Annotated in this window: 16 protein-coding genes and 1 tRNA gene; 14 read left to right on the plus strand and 3 right to left on the minus strand. The window is 51.3% G+C overall.

Annotation, left to right across the window (positions count from 1 at the left end):
• Positions 1 to 331 precede the first annotated feature (331 nt).
• From MKMG_RS07910 to MKMG_RS07940, 7 genes are all read left to right on the plus strand, one after another.
• Positions 332 to 562: a type II toxin-antitoxin system CcdA family antitoxin gene (locus MKMG_RS07910; protein WP_165077121.1), complete on the plus strand. Its 231-nt coding sequence runs from the start codon at positions 332 to 334 to the stop codon at positions 560 to 562.
• Positions 562 to 726: a hypothetical protein gene (locus MKMG_RS07915; RefSeq protein ID WP_165077123.1), complete on the plus strand. Its 165-nt coding sequence runs from the start codon at positions 562 to 564 to the stop codon at positions 724 to 726. The genes MKMG_RS07910 and MKMG_RS07915 overlap by 1 nt, the downstream gene beginning before the upstream one ends.
• Before the next feature lie 82 nt (positions 727 to 808).
• Positions 809 to 3,340 (plus strand): phage/plasmid primase, P4 family, encoded by a 2,532-nt coding sequence (locus MKMG_RS07920; protein ID WP_165077125.1) that lies wholly within the window; start codon positions 809 to 811, stop codon positions 3,338 to 3,340.
• A gap of 340 nt (positions 3,341 to 3,680) precedes the next feature.
• The gene (locus MKMG_RS07925; RefSeq protein ID WP_165077127.1) at positions 3,681 to 3,917 is read left to right on the plus strand and encodes a hypothetical protein; all 237 of its coding nucleotides are present in this window, start codon (positions 3,681 to 3,683) and stop codon (positions 3,915 to 3,917) included.
• Positions 3,914 to 4,426 (plus strand): hypothetical protein, encoded by a 513-nt coding sequence (locus tag MKMG_RS07930; protein WP_165077129.1) that lies wholly within the window; start codon positions 3,914 to 3,916, stop codon positions 4,424 to 4,426. The genes MKMG_RS07925 and MKMG_RS07930 overlap by 4 nt, the downstream gene beginning before the upstream one ends.
• 183 nt (positions 4,427 to 4,609) lie before the next feature.
• A complete protein-coding gene (locus MKMG_RS07935) occupies positions 4,610 to 7,357 on the plus strand; it encodes a phage tail tape measure protein (protein WP_165077131.1) in 2,748 nt (915 codons plus the stop codon).
• 673 nt (positions 7,358 to 8,030) lie between these two features.
• Positions 8,031 to 8,246, plus strand: a complete 216-nt coding sequence (locus tag MKMG_RS07940) for a hypothetical protein (RefSeq protein ID WP_165077133.1) — start codon at positions 8,031 to 8,033, stop codon at positions 8,244 to 8,246.
• A 54-nt stretch (positions 8,247 to 8,300) separates the two neighbouring features.
• On the opposite strand, the gene MKMG_RS07945 is transcribed toward MKMG_RS07940, so the two are convergent.
• Positions 8,301 to 8,474, minus strand: coding sequence for an AbrB/MazE/SpoVT family DNA-binding domain-containing protein (locus tag MKMG_RS07945; protein WP_165077135.1), 174 nt, complete (start codon positions 8,472 to 8,474; stop codon positions 8,301 to 8,303).
• 118 nt (positions 8,475 to 8,592) lie between these two features.
• On the opposite strand from MKMG_RS07945, the gene MKMG_RS07950 reads away from it, so the two are divergent.
• Positions 8,593 to 9,225: a hypothetical protein gene (locus MKMG_RS07950; protein WP_165077137.1), complete on the plus strand. Its 633-nt coding sequence runs from the start codon at positions 8,593 to 8,595 to the stop codon at positions 9,223 to 9,225.
• Positions 9,226 to 9,780: 555 nt separating this feature from the next.
• Here the strand turns inward: MKMG_RS07950 and MKMG_RS07955 are convergent.
• A tRNA-Phe gene (locus MKMG_RS07955) sits at positions 9,781 to 9,854 on the minus strand.
• 105 nt (positions 9,855 to 9,959) lie between these two features.
• On the opposite strand from MKMG_RS07955, the gene MKMG_RS07960 reads away from it, so the two are divergent.
• The 5 genes from MKMG_RS07960 (at position 9,960) to MKMG_RS07980 (ending at position 14,091) form a co-directional block, all read left to right on the plus strand.
• Positions 9,960 to 10,928 carry a phosphoesterase gene (locus MKMG_RS07960; protein ID WP_165077139.1) on the plus strand — a complete coding sequence of 323 codons (969 nt, stop codon included), beginning with the start codon at positions 9,960 to 9,962 and terminating at the stop codon, positions 10,926 to 10,928.
• A gap of 83 nt (positions 10,929 to 11,011) precedes the next feature.
• Positions 11,012 to 11,812 (plus strand): ABC transporter substrate-binding protein, encoded by an 801-nt coding sequence (locus tag MKMG_RS07965; protein WP_165077141.1) that lies wholly within the window; start codon positions 11,012 to 11,014, stop codon positions 11,810 to 11,812.
• Between the two features lie 265 nt (positions 11,813 to 12,077).
• On the plus strand, positions 12,078 to 12,638 hold the full coding sequence (locus tag MKMG_RS07970) for an amino acid ABC transporter permease (RefSeq protein ID WP_371415202.1): 561 nt from the start codon (positions 12,078 to 12,080) through the stop codon (positions 12,636 to 12,638).
• Between the two features lies 1 nt (position 12,639).
• A complete protein-coding gene (locus tag MKMG_RS07975; protein WP_174235645.1) occupies positions 12,640 to 13,395 on the plus strand; it encodes an amino acid ABC transporter ATP-binding protein in 756 nt (251 codons plus the stop codon).
• Positions 13,396 to 13,398: 3 nt separating this feature from the next.
• Positions 13,399 to 14,091 (plus strand): amino acid ABC transporter permease, encoded by a 693-nt coding sequence (locus tag MKMG_RS07980; RefSeq protein WP_165077143.1) that lies wholly within the window; start codon positions 13,399 to 13,401, stop codon positions 14,089 to 14,091.
• 12 nt (positions 14,092 to 14,103) lie between these two features.
• On the opposite strand, the gene MKMG_RS07985 is transcribed toward MKMG_RS07980, so the two are convergent.
• Positions 14,104 to 14,889, minus strand: a complete 786-nt coding sequence (locus MKMG_RS07985; protein ID WP_165077144.1) for a hypothetical protein — start codon at positions 14,887 to 14,889, stop codon at positions 14,104 to 14,106.
• Between the two features lie 43 nt (positions 14,890 to 14,932).
• Here MKMG_RS07985 and MKMG_RS07990 point away from each other — a divergent pair.
• Positions 14,933 to 15,280, plus strand: a 348-nt coding sequence (locus MKMG_RS07990; RefSeq protein ID WP_165077145.1) for a class I tRNA ligase family protein, incomplete at its 3' end; no start/stop codon positions are given.

Raw genomic sequence — 15,280 nt, forward strand, 5'->3', positions numbered from 1 at the left:
CGACAGCACCGCATAGCCGGACATCCTTCCCTCCCTCTCTCTTTTTCTCTGCTGCTGCACATGTGGACCCGTGCAGCACACCTATTCGGACATTCTGGACACCATAAAAAAGGCCAACACACATACATTACCTGCACCCTCACTTTTGTCATCCTTGCGGCGCCGCGCATAAAATACAGATCAAAATCCCCTCAAGAAAATAAAATATCCTCGGAACACATGCCCCCACAATATGCTTTGTAAAACAAACGAGGCCATTTTAAACACTGTTGGACAGTTTTGAGATTACAAACCAATCAGGTATTATGCTCCTATGATATCATATGATAATATGGCAACGCAGACGAGAACGACCGGTCAAATTTATGAAGCTACCTGTATTCATTTGCCGGTTGAATTGAAGCAGCAGGCAAAGTGCGCAGGCATAAACATGACTGCGACGCTTAGGGAGGCCCTCAAGGAAAAGCTTCAGACCGACAACAACACTGAGAACAAGAATAACCCCGCCCAACCCAACCACGAGCAGACGGGGAACACAGCCTCACACGGAGGTGCAGTCTAATGTCTGCATCTACCCATATGAAACCTCTCGAACAGACCGGGCCACGACTGATCAGCCGGGATGTCCTGGATGCACTCGACCCGCTATACCGGGCCACCGCTAACGTGCTTATCAGGCGTGGGGAATGGGCAATCAAAGATGAGACAGAAGAGGCGTGCAGATGAAAGTAGGGTATCAAATGACACCCCGCACCACCCTCCTTTTTGTTCCATGTTCATATAACCATATCCCTGCTGAGGCGATGGCGTGACCGGAACCGAGACTGCCACAGGTGCCCCCCTGGTGTCACATCAGGCAGACGCGGGCCAAGAGATCACCCATGCACTGAACGTCTTCAAATCGCCCGGTGATTTAATCGAGATCCGCACCATCGACCACGACGCCCCAAAACTGAAATCCGGGTATTATCGTTCAATCGAGGATGCCGCCGCAGCTGCTATTAAGGCAGAGAAGACAGCCAAAGGAGTATACTTTGTTTTCAACGAGATACGCCCCGACTTTCCGGGAGGTAGTTCCCTTAGGTCACGCCGGGAGATGGTCGGCAACATGGACATTGCCCGCCGCCGCTGGATACTCATTGATGTTGACCCGGAGAGATCCACAGGCACCAATTCCACAGACGATGAGAAGACGTATAGCCGGGCCGTATTGGATGCGGTCATAGATTTCTTATCTGATGCAGGATATCCCGCCCCAGTGATAACTGACAGCGGGAACGGGCACCATTGCTATTACCGCATAGACCTGCCGAACGATACCGAATCTGCAAAACTGGTTAAGAATTTCCTTCGTGCGCTGGATGACAAATTCAGTATGGCCAGTGTGGCAAAGGTAGATATTGGGAACAACAACGCCGGACGGATAACAAAGTTACCCGGCACGATGACACGCAAAGGCCCGGACACCCAAGGCCGGCCACACCGCCGCAGCCGCCTTCTTGAAGTGCCGGACCCGATAGAGACCATCACCCGCGAACAGATAGAGGCAATAGCAGCGCTCTATCAGACGGACCAACCGAAGAAAGCCCAAGCCTCACACCGTGCAGCAGAGGTCCGCACAGAATCCACGGCCACTCGCCGGGAGATCATCGAGGCATTTAATCAGAAAATTCCACTAACCAACGTCTTAGACAGGCATTGCAAGAGAGACGGGGACCGGTGGTTATCCCCATTCTCCAAAGGTGGAGAGGCGGGGATAAGCCTTTTTCCGGATGACCTTAACCGGTTCTATACCCACCACAACAGCGACCCCGAATATGTGAATGACGAACACAGCCATTCAGCATATGACGCCCTGGTAGCATACGGACACGGAGGAGACGAGAAGAAGGCACTGGCAGCAGCCTGCGAGATGGTAGGAATGACTCTTCAGCAGGGTACACAGAGTGGTCCAGAGGGCCCCGGATCCAAAGGCCCGTCCTCTGTTCCTGGTATCACTAACACCGACGCTGGCAACTCCCAACGCCTGCTAACCCGATACGGTGAGGATGTCCGATACTGCACAGAAAATAAGACATGGCATATCTGGAATGGCAAATGCTGGGAGGCGGACACCACAGATCGTATGCTACGTCTCGCGGACAAAACCGCCAAGGCCATCTACACCGAAGCAGAAGACAACGCAACCGGCAGGGAATTAGCAGGATGGGGTAAAAAATCTGAATCCCTGAAGGCCCGCAGGAACATGATTGAAGGGGCCGGCCCATATGTGGCAGTGAAACCGGAGGGCCTGAACGCCTTCCCTATGCTCCTGAACTGCAAGAATGGAACCTTAGAACTCGATACGATGACGTTCCGGGAGCACCGGCGGGAGGACTTGTTAACCTTTACACTCAAGGCGGATTACCTGCCTGGTGAGAAGTGCCCGTTATGGGAGCAGCACATAACCAAGATATTGAAAAAGGATACAGAGCTTATCAATTTCTTTCAGGAGATGTGCGGGTATAGTCTATTCTTTGGCGAACCTGAACAGATCTTCTTTATCTTGCACGGTAACGGCAAAAACGGGAAATCCGTTACTGTCTCGGTATTGTCAAAGATTCTGGGGGAGTATGCGGCAACCGCTGATGTAAAATCACTCATGCCACAGCGCAGCAACGGGCCAAGAAGTGACATATTACGTTTGGACAAAAAGCGGATGGTGACAACCACAGAACCCGGTGAAGGTATGCCACTGGATGAGGCCATGATAAAAGCCCTCACTGGGGGGGATACTATCACAATTCGCGGGCTTTACCAGTCTGAAAGAGAGATTACACCCGGCTTTATAATATGGATGTCCACAAACCATGCACCCCTTATCACGGGGACGGATGAGGGTATTAGAAGGCGTCCCGTACTGGTGCCATTCAACTACACAATACCAAAAGATGACCGTATCCCGGACTATGATAAGCAGCTGCTTGATGAAGGTTCAGGCATACTGAATTGGTGCCTGGATGGACTGAAGCGGTATCAGGCCCGTGGAAGACTTGACCGCCCGGAGATAATCACCGCTGCAACAGAAAGTTACCTCCGGGACAATGATCCTGTAGGTGCTTTTCTGGATGAAATGTACATCATCGACCCCCAAGCCAAGGGAGAGGAATACCGCGTACGCCGGAAAGATGTTAGTGACCGCTTCACACAGTGGTGCAAGGACGAGGGGTGGGAGGAAGTTTTACCTCGGAAATTTGCACAACGTCTGAGAGCCTCCGGGATTCAGGACGGAGTGAAAATTAGCGGCGGAAGGTCTTGGCAAGGGCTTAAACTGGCTGAGTCCAATGGGGGGAGAACATGAGCGGGACACATGGGACACCTTACTGTAAACCCCCTATAAGAAAAAAACATATATTACTTTTGCATAGTGCTGTCCTATGTGTCCCGGAGCCCTTTGAGGTGCAGCAATGAAGCAGGAGATCCCGCCGGTGATGCTGCCTGCCTATATCGTCCCGTGCTCTCAATATGCCGTGTGGTGCTCTTACTGTGGATGTCTGCACTTTCATGGTGCCCTCCCTGGTGGACGGATAGCACACTGTCAGATAGCCGGTTCACCCTACAAAAGAGACTTCCCAGAATACTATCTCGTGCCTACTGGGAAGCCGCTCCCGGACGGTGCTATGAAACTGCACAAACAGGGAATGACCAAGGTTAGACGGCACTGGAGATTGAAGCACTACAAACCATATGTTCCGCTGCCGGTTCCGGAGTGGGGAAGGCCACTCTATCAGCGGGACTACTGTGAGGGCCTCATGGTGACATGGGCACATGAACAGGGCCTCACACCGGAAGAGGTGGAGGACACAAAGCGATATTTCCATAGGTCATGGGATGAATTCGCCGCCCGATGGAAGGGGACCAAGGAGGCCCGCACATGATCCCCGCCATGCTCCCGGCATATGTCACCGAGTCCGGAGGGTGGAAGGTCTGGTGCCCCTACTGCGGATGCCTGCACGGTCACGGTGCCGAACCCGGATACCGAATACCCCCCTGTGGATATGGAAGCTCACCTTATCACCAGCTGCCAAAGGGGTATTTCCTCCTCCCAACTGGGGAACCATTACCGGCTGAAGCCAATAGGCTCCACCGAAGAGGAGTAGACACGCAGCTCCGGAGGATGAGATCCGGGAAGGTGAAACCATATAGCCCGCCACCAGTGCCGGATTGGGGGAAGCCGATTACTGACAGGTCAATAGCTGAAGGCCTTATGATCGAATGGTCGTATCAATCAGGTGAGTCCCTGGAAGAGAGGGAATGGACACAATCCAATTTTAAAAGAGCATGGGAATGCTTCGCCGACTATAACGATCAGCTTGAAAAAATACGGGCCATGAACATTGACCCTGATGTGTTTTCTGATTATCTGCAAGACATCCTCCTGCAGTAAGGGAACGCATGGGGGGCAATGATGGGGGTGCCTTGAGCCCCGGAGGAAACGAAAACCAATGAGGAGGTAAACAATGGAAATCCCACTTAATCAACAACAAATCAGAAAAACTAGCCAGCTATCATCATACAGGAACAACAAAAAATTCAAACTGATAAAAAATTCATCACAGGGGGTGCTCTGATGGGGCTCGGAGCATCCGGCGGAGGCCTCAGCGGCATAGATCTCAGCGGAGCAGACATCGTCGCGGGAATGGCCGTAAATATCTCCGGTGACAGCACCGGTGCGGTGCAGGCTTTCGACCAGGCACAGGCAGCCCTCGAGCGCACAGACAAACAGCTGCAGCAGTCGCAGAAGAAGTGGGAGGCCGTCGGCAAGTCAATGACAGCATCAGGCAAGGCCCTCTCACTTGCGGTGACTGCACCGCTCATTGCAACAGGTGCACTGGCCTTTTCGACTGCAGTTGATTTCGACGATGCGATGCGGCAAATACAGGCCGTCACCGGAGCGACAGGAGATCAGTTTGAGAAGCTCAGGCAACAGGCACTTGATCTCGGTGCATCGACAGCGTGGTCCGCATCACAGGTAGCACAGGCCCAGAAGTACCTCGCGAAGGCAGGCCTTGATGTCAATCAGGTACTGGGCGCCACTCCACAGATGCTCTCTCTTGCATCTGCAGGAAATCTGGATCTTGCTTCGTCTGCGGATATTGCAACGAATATCATCTCAGGATATGAGCTTGAAATATCGAATCTAGCCCATGTTTCAGATATGCTTGCATATGCGTCGTCTTCAGCGAACACCGACGTAACCCAGATGGGGGAGGCTATGACATATGTTGGTCCTGTTGCCTCGAAGACAAACCAGAGTATCGAGATGACCACGGCCGCGATCCAGATCATGAGCAACGCTGGTATCCAGGGCTCGATGGCTGGCACGGCCCTTCGTGGATCTCTGTCAGCTCTTCTGACACCAACAGATGATGCAAAGAAGATCCTTGAGTCATACGGTCTGACGGTATCGAGTGTCGATCCGCAGATCCATTCTCTTGCGGAAATTACCCAGACTCTCGGCGATGTGGATATAACCACTGCAGATGCGATGACGATATTTGGAGACCGTGCAGGTCCCGGTATGTTGGCTCTCATATCCCAAGGTGGCGGCGCAATTGAAGACTATACCGACGCCCTCGAAAACTGTGACGGCGCCGCCCAGGAGATGGCTGAGACCATGGAAGGCGGGGCCGGCGGATCTCTCCGGAGCATGAAGTCAGCTGTGGAAGGGGCTTCTATTACGATTGGAGAAATGACCGCAGATGCACTGATGCCAGCGGTCGAGGGGGTCACCTCTCTCGCGAACTGGCTTGACGATCTCGACGAAGGCTCGCAACAGTTGGTTGTGACAGCAGGCATGGTCGCTGCTGCAGCAGGGCCGGTGCTCATCGTTGGTGGGAAACTCATCAAACATGCAGACAGTTCTTACAAAGCTTATCAGAAAGTGGCTACGCAGATCACCACGAAGATGATCCCCGCCATCCAGGCAGAGATCGTTGCTATAAAGGCCCGTGACGCTGCTGCAATGGCATCCCTTGCGACTGCTGCCACCCTTGGTCTTGGTCTCGCTGCTGTGGCAGTCACAGCCTATGCACTCAAGACGGCATACGACCACACCAAAGAGTCCACCGAGGCCCTAGACTACGCACAGAAACATCTCGGCAAGACAACTGATATGACCACAGATGAGCTCCGGGAGTATGCCGACCAGATGGGCAAAGCTGCGGATGAAGTCCGGAAGCTTGCAGAGAATGAACAGATCGCCTACATGATGGGTCAGGAGTTTACTGCGGGTATGGATGGATGCGCCTGGGTTGCCGGTGAGTTCACTGCCAAGATGTACGATAATGAAGGGGAGATGATCAAAGCCCGCATCGCAGTAGGAGACTATGCTGACCTCACGGAGGATGCACTCCGACAGGCTGACGATGCATATGAAGTGCACCGGCAGTCTGTCTCCGCCCTGCAGAAAGAGTATGACGCTTTGGAAGACACCATCAACCGTGCCCTCGGTATTGATGAGGAAATCGACGACCAGGGCAGGTCTGTGGAACGGGCAGACATCCGTCTTGAACAGGCCCGACGGAACCTTGCCGACATCGAGGCAGAAAAAGCTGCAGCTGAACGGGCACTCCTCACATCTGACGGAGATGATCGAGCAGAGCTTCAGGAGAGACTCACTGATCTCAATCTCGATTACCGGTCAGCACTGCTCAATGTCGCAGACGCAGAGGATGCCTATTCCGATGCCCAGCAGCAGGCGTCTGACCTCCTCGTGGAGAAGGCCGGTCTGGAAGATGAGCTCAACGGAGAGAGCATCTCCTCTGCTCAGAACCGACTAACCGAACTGCAGGCAGCGATCGACGACGAGACTGCCGCCCTTGAGGATGCCTACACTGCAAGGGAAGCAGCACAGGAGAACTATGACGCTGCAGTCCTTGCACTGGATCAGGTCACCAACACGACGCTCACAGACAACTGGGCGAAGGTTGTGCAGTTCTACCAGGATACCCCGGCTATTCGTAAGGTGATTACAGAGGTCTACGACGAGACTGGGAATAAAGTCTCAGTGACTCCAGAACTATCGAACGCTGTGATACAGATCCCCTCGTTCACAAATCCGCTCGCAGACGCAGCCCTGATCACGGCCCGGATACCTGAGCTATCAAACCCTCTTGCTGATATCAGCACTATACCCTCCTCCGCCTGGGGAGCCGCCACCAGTGCAGCAGAACAGGCCAAAGCAGCAGGGGCTCATCCTGGAGGGGTGAATATTGATACTCTGAATGTGAACTCTCCCGCAGCTGATGCAGCAACCATGATGAACTCGACTAGGCGCACACTCCGGAACCTCGGAACACGGGGGATTATAGGATGAACCTGCGCTCTTCTGGATCATCAGGCCAACCCCATTTTTTCCTCTGATTAGACATGACCCCGAAGGACCCAGTTATCTTCGAGCCACTCACGGGACGCCCAAAAACCAAGGTCTGGATGCGTTTTACACTTACTAAAAGGTCCATCGTTGGCCTTCATGCTGGTTGGGATGATCAGGTATTGGTCGTACTTATCGTTATACTGCACAACCAGCCAAAGCATCCCGGGATATGTCTCGTTCGAATTGACAATGAGGTCATCAGGTTCAAAATCATTTTTAGGGAGCTCATTCCACAAGACGCAACCGGCGATAGCCACTATCACGATAACCAAGAGACAGATAACTTTCTGCGATTTATCCATATGTCTAAATATTGGGGGGTTGAAGATAACCCTTTTGAAGCAAAAAAGAAGGCCAGCACAGAGGAATAGAGGTTCGATATATCCCGCGGTTGGTGGATTTGCAGCTATCTGGGGGCTCATTAGTATAATCAAGACTGAAGTGGGCAACGCATTCCGGAGACGGTGACGGGATAAGCAGCCACACCTTACCCAAATCATCTTTTTTGCACTATTTTTTAACGTAGTTTTACCCGGGCACGCCTGGGTTGAACACCCTTACGGAAAGTATGAAATGGTCTGCATGATGATTGGGTATTATCCTGGAGGATGAGATGAAGAAGCAGAGGCATGTGGAAGAATCAAAAATAGAAAAACATGAGCCAATATTAGTAGAGCGGCAAGTGGCACGATGTATTGAAAACGAGTATCGAACCCTATATGGCGATCCGGACTATGAAGTGATAGCACCGATGGTGAAGATTGGACACTGGAAAATCGTGGAAGACGAAAACACGGACAATGGGGCCTCTGTTTCGCCCCATAGATAAACTACTTAACCTACTTTTTTATTGAGTTTGATCATACAGATCATACTCCGATGCCTATTTTTTGGAAATCACTATCCGGGAGCCGTCTTCATCAATTGATACTGTGACCTCTTCACCTGTTTCAAAGGGAAACCTGTCATCTCCTGCGACGTCCGCCGGGATGCTGACATAGCGAGTTCGGGCTCCCTTGCTGATCTGGATAACCTTTCCCTTTCCTTCTCTTGCCATAATTACCATAATGGTAAGTAAGGTATTTATTGGATGCTTTCCAATTTCAATAATGGTTACCAATTTAGTAACCAGAAGGCCAGAATATCTGATCCATACCCATATAGGTGAACAGACCATGGAACGAATCATAAACGGAAAGCGATACAGCACCGACACCGCCGACCTTGTGGCGGTAGATCACAGCGTGGGAGATACCTATCTGTACAAGACAAAGAAATGTGCCTTCTTCCTGTGGGAGACTATGGGCGACACTCTCACGCCCTGCACCGAGGACGAGGCAAAGAAACGGTACGGCAGGATGCCCGAATACGTAATGCCCTACGCGGAAGCGTTCGGGATTGAACCGGAGAGGCGTGAGCAGATGACAGCCCATACCCCCCGCCCCCTGGATGATGTCACGATAACTGCATATGTGATCAACACCGCCGCCGCCCTGGAATACAAAGCCGACATGCTGGAGGAGATCCAGGAAGACCTGCACGATCAGATCCGTACCCTACGAGATGAGGCCCGCAGCCTGCGGAATGCAGAGAGAGAGGAGGTGCAGCAGCAGGCAGGCAAGCCCACCTCCGGAACCATGCAGTCCATGAGAGCAGAAGCCCGCCGGGAACTTGCGGCAGAGGTGACGGAACGCCCCGGGAAGATCGCCCGTGAGACCTACAATGCACTACTCAAGCGGGCCGACCCCGTCACCGCCATTTGTGCTGAACTCATGGTGAGCCGCGGAGAGTGGATCATCTGCGGATGAGCTCACCAAGTGCAGCACCAAGACCACGCCGCGCTGCCGGGCCTGGAGAACTCCACCCGGCAGAACTACCCGAATCCGAACACAGGCCATGAACGCCCCGACATCCCATCCTTTTTGCACACCTCACACTAAAAGCCCCCAAACATCCACACAGAAGCACGTGATACCCCTTCATTGGCTTGGCCATAGTAATCATCCTCTGAATTATGGCCCTGCTACGCGCCTCAGGGCGGGCAGCAAATAATACCAAAGTGAACGGACACCATACCATTTTTCCGGCGCCGGGAATATGGTTCGGCGTGAGTGACTCCCTTTTGATAATCCCCTTGCCTGATGGGGATGCCCAACAGCCACACACTGGCCCGCAGTGACGCGGGTTCCTGATGAGATAGATATTTACAAGAGTGTGAATATATGGCAACACAGGCGCAATATGGCGACTGAAAACACACGTCAAACATACAAAAAGGGTGCCAGAATAGTTTTCATCCTTCTGAAAAAATATTAGCGCAACGCACTTCTTTTTTTCATCGGGCATTATACTTTGGCGCGGAGTGCCTCAGGCCGGATTTGAACCAGCGACAACCAGATCTTCAGTCTGGCGCTCTCCCAATCTGAGCTACTAAGGCTTGAGGATTAGAATGGCACCTCCATAAAGATAAATCCATCGATTTTGATTTTGGTAAACGAGTCAGGATATTTATTCCACCACTTCCAAACTATTAACAGATATCATGGGGGACAAAAAGGGAAATTCAAACTCCAGGAGAGAGAATCTGCTGAAAGCAGTATCTGAGCGAAAATCAGAGATAGTTCATCTCTCGCACAATGATCTTGACGCAGCGGGATGTGATGCAGTGCACCGGATGAAATACGGTACCGTATTCACCATCTGGTCGTCAGTCGGTTCATTCCCGTCATTCCTGCGTGACATCGGTGCACTGCCGGGAAAAGGCCATCTCCTCAGCATCTCTGATCTTGGATACTGCAGGGATGCGGATAAACTGGTGAAGGCAGCCATAAAGAACGGCTGGGAGATCTGCTGGCGCGACCATCACCGCTGGACAGATGAGGAACTGCTCTCTATTCAGAATACCGGTGCAGCCTGCATGGTGGACACCACACGCTGTGCTGCTGCCGTATGCGCAGGGGATCTTTTGCCGGGAGATAAGACTGCTGAAGAAGTCGCCAGGGTTGTCTGCGACTATGATCTCTGGAAGAACGAAGACCCCCGTGCAAAAATGCTGGGTCAGATATGCACAAAGAGACGAAATCTGAATCCGGTCCGGGACCGCCTCTCGAAAGGCATCATCACTGATGCCTGGATCACCGAAGAGTACCAAACGATTGAAAAAGAACGACAGGATGCGATAAAAAAGAGCATCCGGCGGATGAAAATAATTGAATCCCGTTACAAAATTGCCTTTGCCCCGATGTACGGATATCCCAGTGAGACTGCCCATGAGATACGGGACCTGTACAGGACTGACATTGAAGTGGTATACGGAACAAATGGCAGATTTTCCATACGTTCCGCCGTTCCCGTCAGTCATCTCATCGCCCGTGAATTCTCCGGCGGCGGACACCCGCCTGCAGCAGGTGGCACGTTCACATTAACCCTGAAGGATAAAATCTCCCTGTTTTTCCTGAAAAAAGCCAGATGTTTCGATGAACTGGTTCAGGTTGCAGATACTCTTCCATAACTATTACAGTCAATCTCCATCCCCCTCTCTTTCTTAGACACAATTCATAAGGCATAATAAATATCTCTGCAAAAATAGGTCTGATGAATCACAAAGGATTGGGATTGATTATCGTTCTCATCATCGCAGTGACAGTCGCATTTGCCGGCTGCACTTCATCTGATGATACACCTGCAAAACCGCAGGTGAACGTATCGGAAAAACCTGTCTACATCGTTGGTATCGACGGGGATTATGCTCCGTACGCTTTTATTGACTCTGACGGGAATGCGCAGGGCTTTGATGTCGAGTCGGTCAAATGGATTGCAGAAAACCAGGGTTTTGAAGTTAAAATCCAGCCAATGGCCTGGGACAGCATCATTCCGTCACTCCAGAACAACAAGATTGACATGGTGTATTCCGGAATGACAATCACTCCGGAGAGAAAAGAAGTGGTGGACTTTTCCATTCCCTACTGGGTTGTTAACCAGTCAGTTGCAGTGCATGAAGACTCCGGATACACTTTCGATGACTTCAAGAACGGCACACTGGTAATCGGTGCACAGAGCGGTACCACCGGTCAGATCTGGGTTGAAAAGAACCTCATTGAGACAGGCCTCATGCCAAAGGAGAACCTGAAGGCCACGTATCCGAATTTCCCACTGGTAGCAGAAGACCTGAAGATTCAGCGCATCGATGCGGCAATCTATGACAAACCCCCCATGCTTAAGGCAATTGCAGGAAAGCCCATTGTCATCGTCGGTGAGATTAACACCGGAGAAGAGTATGGTGTGGCCGTTCGTAAGGGTGACACTGAACTCTTAAACACAATGAATGCAGGCATCACCACACTCATGGCAGATCCTTACTGGGAAGAACTGAAGACCAAGTACGAAATGGCTTAGTCAGAACATATACAGAATGGGTGGAGAAAACAACTCCACAACTTCTATTGCATACTACCGCACAGTATTCCTGTAGGTACATATTCTGCTGTATATAATCGCGTACAGCACAGTGAATATGTCCCGGATAAACGGGATTTCAAGTGTTATCAATGGGTTTCTTAGCAGTAATCACAGAATGGTTCCCATATCTCATCGGGGGTATTTTTGCCACCCTCGGACTTGTCGCATCTGCACTGTTTCTGGGTGTGCTTTTGGCCTGCCGATGGCAGTCGGGCAGGTATATGGTAAACGTCCGGTCCGTTTTTTAATAGGCGTTTTTGTATGGTTTTTTCGTGGTCTTCCGGTGCTTGTTTTGCTGTTTCTGTTCTTTTTCGGCATCTTTCCGGGACTGGGGCTGAACGTTCCGGCAATGGTTGTCGGTGCCACCGTGCTGGGACTGAGGGGTGCTGCCTACCAGTCACAGATATTCCGTGGGGCCATACAGTCGGTCAGTGAGGGACAGATGATTGCCGCACGTTCTGTAGGGATGACAAAACTTCAGAGCATACGACATGTCATACTGCCGCAGGCCGTACGCGTGGCACTTCCGGGATGGTCGAATGAGTACCCCAATATCCTTACCGATTCTTCCATCTGTTATGCCATCGGGGTAATGGAACTCATGACACGGACATCACAGATTGTCTCAAATACATCTGTCACCATGCCGATATATCTCGTCTGTGCTGGTATATTCATCCTCCTGAACTTTGCAGGGATGAGGGTCCTCCACCTGATTGAAAAGAAGATACAGATACCCGGATTCGGAACAGGAGCGGTATAATATGAAAAATAACGAGACAATACTCAGAGTTGAAAATATTCACAAATCCTTTGGAGATTTAGAGGTACTGAAGGGAGTCTCATTTGACGTGAAAAGAGGAGAGACCATCTGTTTCATCGGCCCTTCCGGTACAGGGAAGAGCACTCTTCTGCGCTGCATCAACCTCCTCACCCAGCCTGACCAGGGTTCGGTATGGCTCGGGGATGCAGAAGTCACCAATTCAGGTAAGAGTATTAATCATTTCAGGCAGAGAATCGGAATGGTCTTCCAGAATTTCTTTCTCTTCGACCACCTGACGGCGGTGCGCAATGTAGAGGTCGCACTCATCAAAGTCAGGGGGATGAAACCAAAAGAGGCCAGGGAAAAAGCACTTGATGAACTCAGACAGGTGGGCATGGAGGAGTGGGCAGAGCACTATCCGGCAGAACTCTCAGGAGGTCAGGCACAGCGTGTCTCCATCGCCCGTGCACTTGCGATGAACCCTGATGTTATCCTCTTTGATGAACCCACCTCAGCACTGGACCCGGAATTAACACGGGAGGTCCTTGAGGTCATGAAGAAACTGGCTCTGGCAGGGATGACGATGCTTGTGGTAACCCATGAGATGGGATTTGCCTGTTCTGTTGCCAACCGCATCATGTTCATGGAACACGGTGAAATAAAAGAACAGGGATCCCCGGAAGAGCTCATGAACGACACGAAGTTTGAGCGTTGCAGGAATTTCATTGGCCAGTTTGACCAAATCAACGGTGATTAAGCGATGGACCAGTCTGAATTTTTATTCCAGATACTCCTCCCTCTCCTGATGGAAGGGTTTGCGGTCACGATAAAACTGATCGTCCTTACTGCTCCGTTTGGCCTCATTCTGGGAATTCTTGTCGCTGTCGGCCGGGTCTACGGTTCAAAACCCATATCGCTCCTGTGTAAAGGTGCTGTCGGGTTTATTAAGGGAACGCCGCTCCTGTTGATGCTCTTTATACTGTATTTCGGATTGCCTTCCGTAGGCATTACCCTCTCGGCATTTGTTGCATCACTGGTTGGTTTTATTATGTGCAATGGCGCCTACAACTCCGAATATATCAGGGGTGCAATCAGTTCGGTCAAAGAAGACCAGATGATTGCGGCACAGGCACTTGGCATGACCAGAATGCAGGCCGTCCGCCACATTATTCTTCCCCAGGCACTCATACGGTCCATCCCCGGACTCTCAAACGAGTTTATCTATCTCATCAAGTATTCGTCCCTTGCCTACATGCTCACCGTCATTGAACTGACAGGGGCAGGAAAGATGGTGGCAACAAAATACTTTGAATTTACAGAAGTATTCATGATCGTCGGAATGGGGTATCTGCTTCTCGTAACCATTACAACAATTGCTGTCATGCTCATCGAGAGAAAGGTGGCAGTGCCGGGAATGACTCAGTCAGGCCGGAACATGCTGGATATACTCTAATATTTAGGCATATCAGACTGAAACAAAGGCGTGTGCAGACACGCCTTCCCAGTATTCTCGTCCGCCACCGGAGGAGTATCCGCCTGCAGTCAGGTCTTCGGGATCAACATACGAAAGAAGTCCGGAAAAATCCTTTTCTGTCCCGTCAATCACGGTTAATGATTTGATCTCATATTCATCCAGCAGGTCCGGAATGACGGAGAGGCGGTGTGCAGGAAGGGACAGGGAATTCTGGACCTCAAGAATACCTGCGATTGCCCGTGAATTCCCTGAAAGAGAGTGGAGCAATACCCGTCTTCCGGGAAGCAGTTCGCGCTCCAGAGAAGAGAACTGTTCACCAACAATAATTGTCCCATATACTCCGGCGTCACGCATCTCACGCATCAGGAGGCGATATATGTTGCATAGACTGCTCTCGTATTCCTCCCTGTCATGATATATGCCGTCTTCAATCTTCAGCTGCAGAGGGGACGGCAGGACAGCCCAGACCTTTCTGGAGAACGCAACTGCGCGCGAAGCGTCATCGCATAGCGACTCCGGACGTATCCAGGGTTCTTCGCGCAGAAACCCGGAACGAATGCCGCCAATTGAATCACGCAGCCTGTCTGCATAGTACATCCCTCCATATGCCGGACGGTCAAGTCCTGCCTGGTCCTGTAGTGAACGTTCGACCTTAAACGACAGGAGGTCGCATACCACACCCTTCTGCCTGCCCGTCCAGGCGGCAAGGTGGGATATATCCGGGTCGGGCTCTTCCCCCCCAAATGACCGGACCGGGAGATGTCTGATTTTATTCATTGATATTATGTATTTATTATCATCAACGGCAAAAAAATTAGGCATGAGTGATTCACCTCTGCTGGTAACCTGCGGACTTCCGTACACCAATGGACACTGCCATATCGGGCACCTGCGTACCTATGTCCCTGCGGACTTCTATGTCCGTTATCTCCGTCATTCCGGGAAAGAGGCTCTCTTTATATGTGGTTCTGACAATCACGGGACTCCCATCGTCATCTCCGCCGACAAGAGCGGCAAGACCCCCCGTGAAATATCTGAAATATACCATAACCACTTTGATTCGACGTTTAAACGAATGAATGTCATTTTTGACCGGTTTGGTATGACAGATGACCCGACAAACCATCGGCTGACACGTGAGATGGTTCAGTCACTCATTGACAACGGG

The organism is Methanogenium sp. MK-MG (assembly GCF_009914725.1).
Classification (GTDB): domain Archaea; phylum Halobacteriota; class Methanomicrobia; order Methanomicrobiales; family Methanomicrobiaceae; genus Methanogenium.